General features: G+C 39.5%; 8 protein-coding genes. All 8 read right to left on the bottom strand.

Annotation, left to right across the window (positions count from 1 at the left end; translation table 11 throughout):
- Positions 1–73: 73 nt before the first annotated feature.
- Complete coding sequence (locus SANK73390_RS18785; protein WP_462767909.1) at positions 74–1453, bottom strand: sensor histidine kinase; 1380 nt, start codon at positions 1451–1453, stop codon at positions 74–76.
- A 3-nt stretch (positions 1454–1456) separates the two neighbouring features.
- Complete coding sequence (locus SANK73390_RS18790) at positions 1457–2128, bottom strand: response regulator transcription factor (protein ID WP_462767910.1); 672 nt, start codon at positions 2126–2128, stop codon at positions 1457–1459.
- Between the two features lie 160 nt (positions 2129–2288).
- A complete protein-coding gene (uspE, locus tag SANK73390_RS18795; protein ID WP_261592932.1) occupies positions 2289–3212 on the bottom strand; it encodes a universal stress protein UspE in 924 nt (307 codons plus the stop codon).
- 101 nt (positions 3213–3313) lie between these two features.
- Positions 3314–4048, bottom strand: a complete 735-nt coding sequence (locus SANK73390_RS18800; RefSeq protein WP_261592933.1) for an FNR family transcription factor — start codon at positions 4046–4048, stop codon at positions 3314–3316.
- Positions 4049–4081: 33 nt separating this feature from the next.
- A complete protein-coding gene (locus SANK73390_RS18805) occupies positions 4082–4753 on the bottom strand; it encodes a sulfite exporter TauE/SafE family protein (protein WP_261592935.1) in 672 nt (223 codons plus the stop codon).
- The gene (ccoS, locus tag SANK73390_RS18810) at positions 4740–4913 is read right to left on the bottom strand and encodes a cbb3-type cytochrome oxidase assembly protein CcoS (RefSeq protein ID WP_070990262.1); all 174 of its coding nucleotides are present in this window, start codon (positions 4911–4913) and stop codon (positions 4740–4742) included. Before ccoS ends, SANK73390_RS18805 begins: the two co-directional genes overlap by 14 nt.
- Positions 4910–7285 carry a heavy metal translocating P-type ATPase gene (locus SANK73390_RS18815; protein ID WP_462767911.1) on the bottom strand — a complete coding sequence of 792 codons (2376 nt, stop codon included), beginning with the start codon at positions 7283–7285 and terminating at the stop codon, positions 4910–4912. The genes ccoS and SANK73390_RS18815 overlap by 4 nt, the downstream gene beginning before the upstream one ends.
- Positions 7286–7290: 5 nt before the next feature.
- Positions 7291–7782 (bottom strand): FixH family protein, encoded by a 492-nt coding sequence (locus tag SANK73390_RS18820; protein ID WP_261626432.1) that lies wholly within the window; start codon positions 7780–7782, stop codon positions 7291–7293.
- Positions 7783–7847: the final 65 nt, after the last annotated feature.

Genomic DNA, 7847 nt, shown 5'->3' on the forward strand with positions numbered 1-7847 from the left:
GTATAAGGCGCTTTAACTTTGCGGTGTTTTACAAATCAGGTATGAAACCTTACATATTTGTATGATTAAGATTTTATACACGCGATAGTTCAATGTTGAATACCGCGCCATCTTGGGCTTCTAGCAAGTGAATAGTTGCGCCATGTACAGTACAAATTGCTTCTACGATACTCAAACCAAGCCCATTTCCTTGCTTTGATCGACTTTTATCTGCACGGTAAAACTTATTAAATACTTGATCTTTATCTATCGAAGCGATCCCTGGGCCACTATCGCCTACTTGCAGGAGTGCGCCATTTACGTGGTTTTGTAAACGGATCCAAACTTTAGCGTTAGACTCACTGTGCTCTAAGGCGTTTTCTAATAAATTTGATACGAGTTGATTGATAAGATCTTTGTCACCGTTACAATACACGTTATCAGCAATTGATATTTCGAGGCTTTTACCTGAATCGGCAAATACTGGCTCAAAACTTTGCGCAAGGTCTAATATCAATAGCGAAATGTTTAATTGCTTAAAACTTTGTTTACATTGCCCAGACTCGATTGAGTTTAATTGAACCAAATTGTTGAAAGTTGTGATTACACTGTTAAGGTCAGTGCTTGCACGATCAAGGTGATCTTGGAGTAACGTTGGTTGTTCAACATCTAGTTGCATGCTTTGCAGTCTATTTGCCACTCTCGAAAGAGGCGTTTTGAGGTCATGGGCAATACCAACAGACATGGTTTTCATGGTGGAGTGTAATTGAGTAACCTCATCCAGCATTTGATTAATTGAACCGATTAAGCTAAATAGCTCTTTGGGTGATTTATCGGTTGCTATGCGCCGTGAGTCAGGTTCTTTGGGGATAGCTGCGAGTGCACTTTGCAGTTTGATTAACTCTTTTGCGCGAGCAACGTGAGTAAATGTCATAGCCAAAAAGAAAAGTGGCAGGCTTAAAAGCGTAAACCATAACAAAACTTTATCTAGGTGCTTTGCAGTAATTACGTATTCATCATTGATACGTTGGACTAAATGAACATGATTATGCTCATCCAAAGGAAGGGCGATACTAAGAACTTGAACACTTGAGTTATCGTTATAAAAATACGAATGCCAATTAGCGAAGTGTTCGGTCGTATATTTTAAGGATGCACTGCCTGCGATGAGGTGTTTGTTGCTAGTCAGTGCAAATAAAAAACCTTCTTCGTCTAGATGTGTATCACTTTGCACTTTGTCCCAAATCAAGCCCTTTTCAACGTCAAACTCATCAATTAAGCCATTCACTTGATCATCCTCATATAGCGTAACTATTTCAGCAACAAGTTCAGAGAAGGCTAGCGCCTGGTGCTTTTTTAATTGGCTTTTCTCATTGACTATCATCAGTAGCAAAACAGCACACGCACTTAGCCAGCAAAGCAGTGTATGTTTAGATAGGTTAGTGAAACTCATTGAATTAAGAAGTTGCTTCATAGTTTACTCTGATATGATGTAACCATGACCACGCACTGTTTTGATAAGTTCACAACTAAATGGTTTATCAATTTTGTTCCTAAGCCGACTCACATGCGTTTGTACTAAACTGGTTTTTGGATCAAAATGAAACCCCCATACATTCTCTAGTAACATCGTTTTAGTGACTAGCTGTGCTTTATTGAGTATAAGATATTCTAAGATTTGATATTCTTTTGGTAGCAATTCTATTTGTGTCTTAGCCCGAGTAACTTTTCTGGTTGTACGACATATTGTTAAGTCTTTTAATCTGAGATCACTACTTTGTTGTAAAAGAGGTTGGCGACGTGCTAATGCAGTAAGTCTTGCGTACAGTTCGGAGAAGGCGAATGGCTTTACTAGGTAATCATCAGCACCCACATTTAGGCCAGCTACTCTGTGCGCTGTTTCACTTAGGGCTGTGAGCATAATAATCGGTGTAAGTACATTACTTTTGCGTAATATACGAACGGCATCAAGGCCATCCATACCGGGTAGTAAACGGTCAAAAATAATGACATCAAAGGAATGAATTGACGCATTTAGCATACCTTGCTCTGCATCTGTGCAGTGTGTAACATTGTCACCGTTTTGCTCAAGGCGTTTGATAATAAACTGTGCTGTATCTATGTCATCTTCCACTAATAATATTTTCATTCACACCTCAAAGACGACATAAAACACTATCTTAATCTTAAATGAGGAAAAGGGCATCATACAATTTTGTATGATATTTCTTAGGTGAAGATGTAATTATTCTATGGTGTTTTATAACCATCAAAACCTCTAAATTAGGGTTTTGATGGTTAAATAAAGCTTAATCGGCGAGTGGACTGGTATATCCATCTGGTTTAAGGGCTAAAACATCACAGTCTAAACTGTCTATAACATGTTCTGCGGTATTGCCAATAAGTGCTGCGCTGATCCCCGTTCTGCCAACCGTGCCAATGACGACCAACTCAGATTTTTTATCTTTTGCAACCATGGGAATAATATCTTCTGGTAAGCCTTCTTTGACAAGGCACTCACTTCGGGCAATAGAAAATGCAGCACCCAGAGCAAAAGTTTCTTCTTCATGGTGTTTTTTTACAGCTTCATTATATTGCGTTGGGTTAAATTCTGGGATCTCAATTGCTATATTAACTGGGGTAGCAGGATAGGTATTGACCAAGCTTAATTTTGCGTTAGCCAATTGGCAAATAAATTGTGCGTCGCTAATAATGCGTTTATTAAGCTCTAAATGCTGTTCATTGTCACTGACGGCATTAACTGCGGCAAGTATATGCCCGTGTGCAGGCCAGTCTTGATCTTTTACTAATAGCACTGGAGCCGGGCATTTACGTATTAGGTGCCAGTCAGTTGGAGTGAATATCACGGATTTTAACGTGTCGTGCTGATGTGTGCCTTTTACTACAAGGTCATAGTCATCTTTTATAACAGTTTTGATGATTGCTTCATACGGGCGATTATGCCACAAGACTTGGCTATGAATGCTAATGCCATCAACGTTTTTCAGCAATTCATCAATCCATGCTTCTCTATCTTTAACAACGGCATCACGCATCGCCTCGCGTTCATCTTTAGAAAGCATGGTCGTCATTTCATAAGAAAAATCATATATTGATAAGAATGCGGTTACTTCTGCGCCAGTTTTTTTGGCAAGTGTAATGGCGCGCTGTAAGCTGTGTTGTTGCGCTTTGGTTGGGTCTATAACGGCTAAAATGCGTTTAATCTTATCCATCGCAAATTCCTTAACGTGCTTTGTTAGCTAAATCAACTAGATTTAAGTGTAACTGATTTAGCCCAAGGTTAAAGAGTTTACAAGTAATTTTTTGTTTTAGATCAAACAGAAATAGCGGCGGTACGCGCCAGTGCTGTGATATCTAAGATGGTAATGAATTTACCTTCTACTTTGATAATGTCAGCTTTTTGAAAACGGCTCAACAAGCGACTAATAGTTTCAACAGTTAAACCTAAGTAGTTTCCTATTTCACCGCGTGTCATGGTAAAGCGGAACTCTTTACGAGAAAAACCTCGTTCCCCAAAGCGATTTGAAAGGTTATAAATAAACGTAGCTAATCGTTCTTCTGCGGTTTTTTTATTCAGTAGCAGCAGCATTTCTTGATCGTAGTTTATTTCATTACTCATTAAACGCATGATTTGTTGACGTAATTTGGGTAGTTTACCTGCTAATTCGTCTAGTGTGTCAAAAGGAATTTCACACACCATGGATGTCTCCAATGCCTGTGAAAAGCTTTGATGTTGCATTTTATTGATAGCATCAAACCCAACCAAGTCACCAGCTAAATGGAAACCAGTGATTTGCTCATCGCCTTGTTCTGATAAGGTATATGACTTAAATGAACCGGATCGTACGGCAAAAATAGCATTGAGCTTTGCACCAGATTCAAACAGGTAATCGCCTTTGTGCAATGGTTTTTTACGCTCGATAATTTCATCAAGTTTGTCCATTTCAGTGCCATTAAGAGTAAATGGCAAACACAGCTGACTAATACTGCAGTTATTACAACTGATTGTGCACTGGCTTTTGCCACGCTGTTGATTGTTCAAATCCATAATAAGTCCATTCTTTAATACGTTTTACTTAGATTAATGTACTAGCTTATCGGTTGCAATGATTAGGAGATAAATACCATACCAGATAAAAATACTTCCAAACCCTAATCTCACCAGGTTGTGATTTAAAAAGCGGCTAAGTTGCGCGGCGGATTGTCCTACCAATAGCATGGCTGGCACTGTGCCAAGTGCAAAACACAGCATGATCAAGGCTCCGTGTGCAGCGGATTGTGCTTGTAAAGTCCAGATCAAGGCTGAATACACCAGCCCACAAGGCAACCAACCCCACAACATGCCATAGCCAAGTACACGGGGGTAATTCTTAACAGGTAATAAGTATTTATTGAGCTTGATTAGATGTTGCCATACTGCCATTTTAGCAACGCTTTCTAGCCACTTTAAACTACTTGCCAAACGCATAACATAAACGCCGACTAATAGCATGAATACACCACTTAATAACTTTAAACTTACCGAAAAAGTGGTATTTTGCTTGGCAAATGAACTGCCTAAAGTGGCGACCAGCGCACCTGCAAACATGTAACTAGACGCACGGCCAATATTATAAAGTATGCTAACACGCCATGGTTTAAGCGAATTAGACGCAAGTTGTAAACTAGATGCAATACCACCACACATAACTAGGCAGTGGCCACTTCCAATCAAGCCCATTATAAACGCGCTAAATAGGTTAATCTCGTTCATTGGCGTTTTTATGTTGCTCTTTGTCATCTTCAAACAAAATACTATGCCCTTGTTTTTCAAGGTCAGAAAATTGCTCGCTTCTCACTGCCCAAAAAAAGATCCCTATAGCGATGATAACAAATAAAATAGCAATAGGGATTAACACATAGATGATACTCATAATTTTAATAACCTCAGTGAATTACCTATGACTATTATAGAGCTTGCTGACATACCGATAACAGCAATCCACGGAGGTACTAATCCGAGCGCAGCCAGTGGTAGTATTGAAGCATTATAAACTAACGATATTGCTAAATTTTGTTTAACAATACGGCGTGTTTTTAGTGCTATTTGTTGTAAGCTTAAAATCGCATTGAGATTACTTTTTAGCAGTACGACATCAGCAACATTTTTAGAAATATCAGCACCTGTTTCCATTGCAATAGATAAATGCGCACTGTTAAAAACAGGGCTGTCGTTTACGCCATCACCTACCATAGCAACTACCTCTCCTTGGCGTGACCAAGACTCAACTGTGTGGAGTTTGTCCTTGGGTGAACAGCTGCTTTGCTGTGAATCTAAAGACAGTTGCAGGGCTAATTGCTCGCCTGCTTTGCTGCTATCACCCGTGAGTAGGTGGCACGTTAAACCATTTTTTTGTAGTGACTTAACAACACTATGTGCATTATCTCGAACTTTGTCGTTTAAGTGAAAATCTGCCACTGCTTGCTCGTTAACAAACAAAGTTGCCTGTGCTTGACTTTGATGCCCGTTAAACCAACTGCTTTTACCTATGGCAATAGTGTCGGTATTTAATTTTGCACTAATACCGACCCCTGGATGTACTTGCACATCAATTAGAGTGTGATGGTGCATCAGATGTTCACTAAATGCCTCGCTAATAGGGTGCTCAGAGTACCTTTCAAGGCTTGCTGCCAAAGCCAGAGCATCATGTTTACTATAATTGTTATCAATAAGCACGGTATGGTCGATTGAAAATCGACCTTCAGTTAAAGTGCCTGTTTTGTCAAAGGCAACGCGGGTGAGCTTTGTTAATGTTTCTAAAACATGACCTTCTTTGATTAACACGCCTTTTTTGGTGAGTGTTGCGACTGCACAAGTAAGCGCCGTTGGAATGGCCAAACTCAATGCACACGGGCAGGTAGCAACCAATACCGAAATAGTTACCCAAAAAGCTTGTTCAGGAGAAACTGAATACCAACCAAAGGCGGTAAGAGAAGCAAAAACTAATAAGCAAGCAACAAACCACTGCGCTACTTTGTCTGTGATCTCCACCAGTTTAGGTCGTTTACTTAAAGCTGAATGTTGCAGGCGAATAATTTGATTTAAGAGGGTGTTTTGGCCAATTTTATTTATTTCAAGGCTTATCACCCCATCATGATTGACTGTACCTGCAAATACTTGATGACCATGATGTTTGGCTACAGGTAAATGTTCACCGGTCATCATGGACTCATCAACGCTGGTGCTTCCTTCTATGACTAAACCATCAGCGGGTATGGTCTCACCGGGCTTTACTAATATCTTATCTGCAAGTTTGAGGTTTTTTGCAGCAACAATATGCTCTTGATCATGCTCGGTAACTTTACGGGCGGTCAGAGGCAATAGCTTTTGTAAGTTAGCGGTAAATTCACTGGCTTTAAGTCGTGCTCTAAATTCTAGATACTTACCCAGTAACAGTAAGAACGTAAACATACAAATAGATTCAAAATAAACTTCACCCACCTCCATTACAGTTGCATAGCAGCTTGCACCATAGGCGCCAAATATAGCTAAGGAGACGGGTAAGTCCATATTAAGCTGTTTGGCTTTTAAGCCCTTTATTGCATTGGTTAAAAATGGTAATGCGGAATATAAAATAACAGGGGAGGCGAGTATTAGGCTTATCCAGCGAAAGTATTGCTCAAAGTCTTCTTCCATGCCGGAAAACATGCCGAAATACATAGCAAAGGCAAACATCATCACTTGCATGGTCATAAGACCCGCAACCCCTAAGCGTCGAATATAAGCTTTTGCAACAGCTTGCTTTTGGGTTGCTTCATCATCAGCTTGAAAAGGGTAAGCTTTGTAACCAATTTGCATAAGTGATTGAATAATATCACTGAGTAATACTTGTTTAGCATCCCATATGATCATTGCTCGGTGAGTTGATGTATTTACATCAACTCGATTAACGCCTGTTAGCGCTAATAGCTGTTTTTCTATGAGCCATGCACAAGCTGCGCAGCTAATGCCTTCAACACTGAGTAACACCTCAGTGAGCTCACCTTGATGAGTGACAAAGTCTTGTTGAACATCAGCGTTGTCGTAGCTTTTTATAAGAGACAATTGTTCAGGTACAAGCTCGTCTACTTTACCTGCTGATGTTGTCCTAAATTTATAATAGTCGCTCATGCCTTGCGCAAGAATGGTTTCAGCAACGGCTTGGCAACCAATACAACAAACACCTTGAGTTTGGTTTTGGTAAACAATTTCACCAACGAAGCCTTTAGGAATAGGCTCTAAACAATGAAAGCAAGTATTTGCCATAACAACTACTTATATTCTGGAGATATTTGAATGTTATGTTTTGTCGGTAGTTGAATATTTTCTTTGAGCTTCCAACTACCATCCATCGGCTCTAAAAACACGGTATAAGCACCTTGTTGTATTGGCTCTAAAATAGCAGTGAATTCATCATTTGCATTAGGTAGCAAGGTCGTATCGAAATCAAATTTTTTAATGGTTCTGTGGTAAAATGACGCTTTTAATGCTTTCACGTTACTATGATCACCTTTGGTAAACGCGAACTTGACATAGTCATTTTCAACTTGCAAATCTCCATGTAGATAAAGTGCTTTAGCTTTATCAAATTTAGAAAGTTCTAAATTAATTGCTTTGCCTTTTTTATAGTAATCATCAACAACCATATCTGGGCCATTGCCCACGGCAAAAATTACCAAAAATACGCAAGCGATAATAGTTACTACGGGGAAAAACATTAAAAACCAAGGCCAAAAATTCTTATACCACGGAGTAGGGTTCATAACGACTCTAATGCTTGAAAAGTGTGGCGATATTTTATCTTATTTGCGCAAAAACACCTAAAAAA

This window comes from Pseudoalteromonas sp. SANK 73390, from assembly GCF_054966645.1.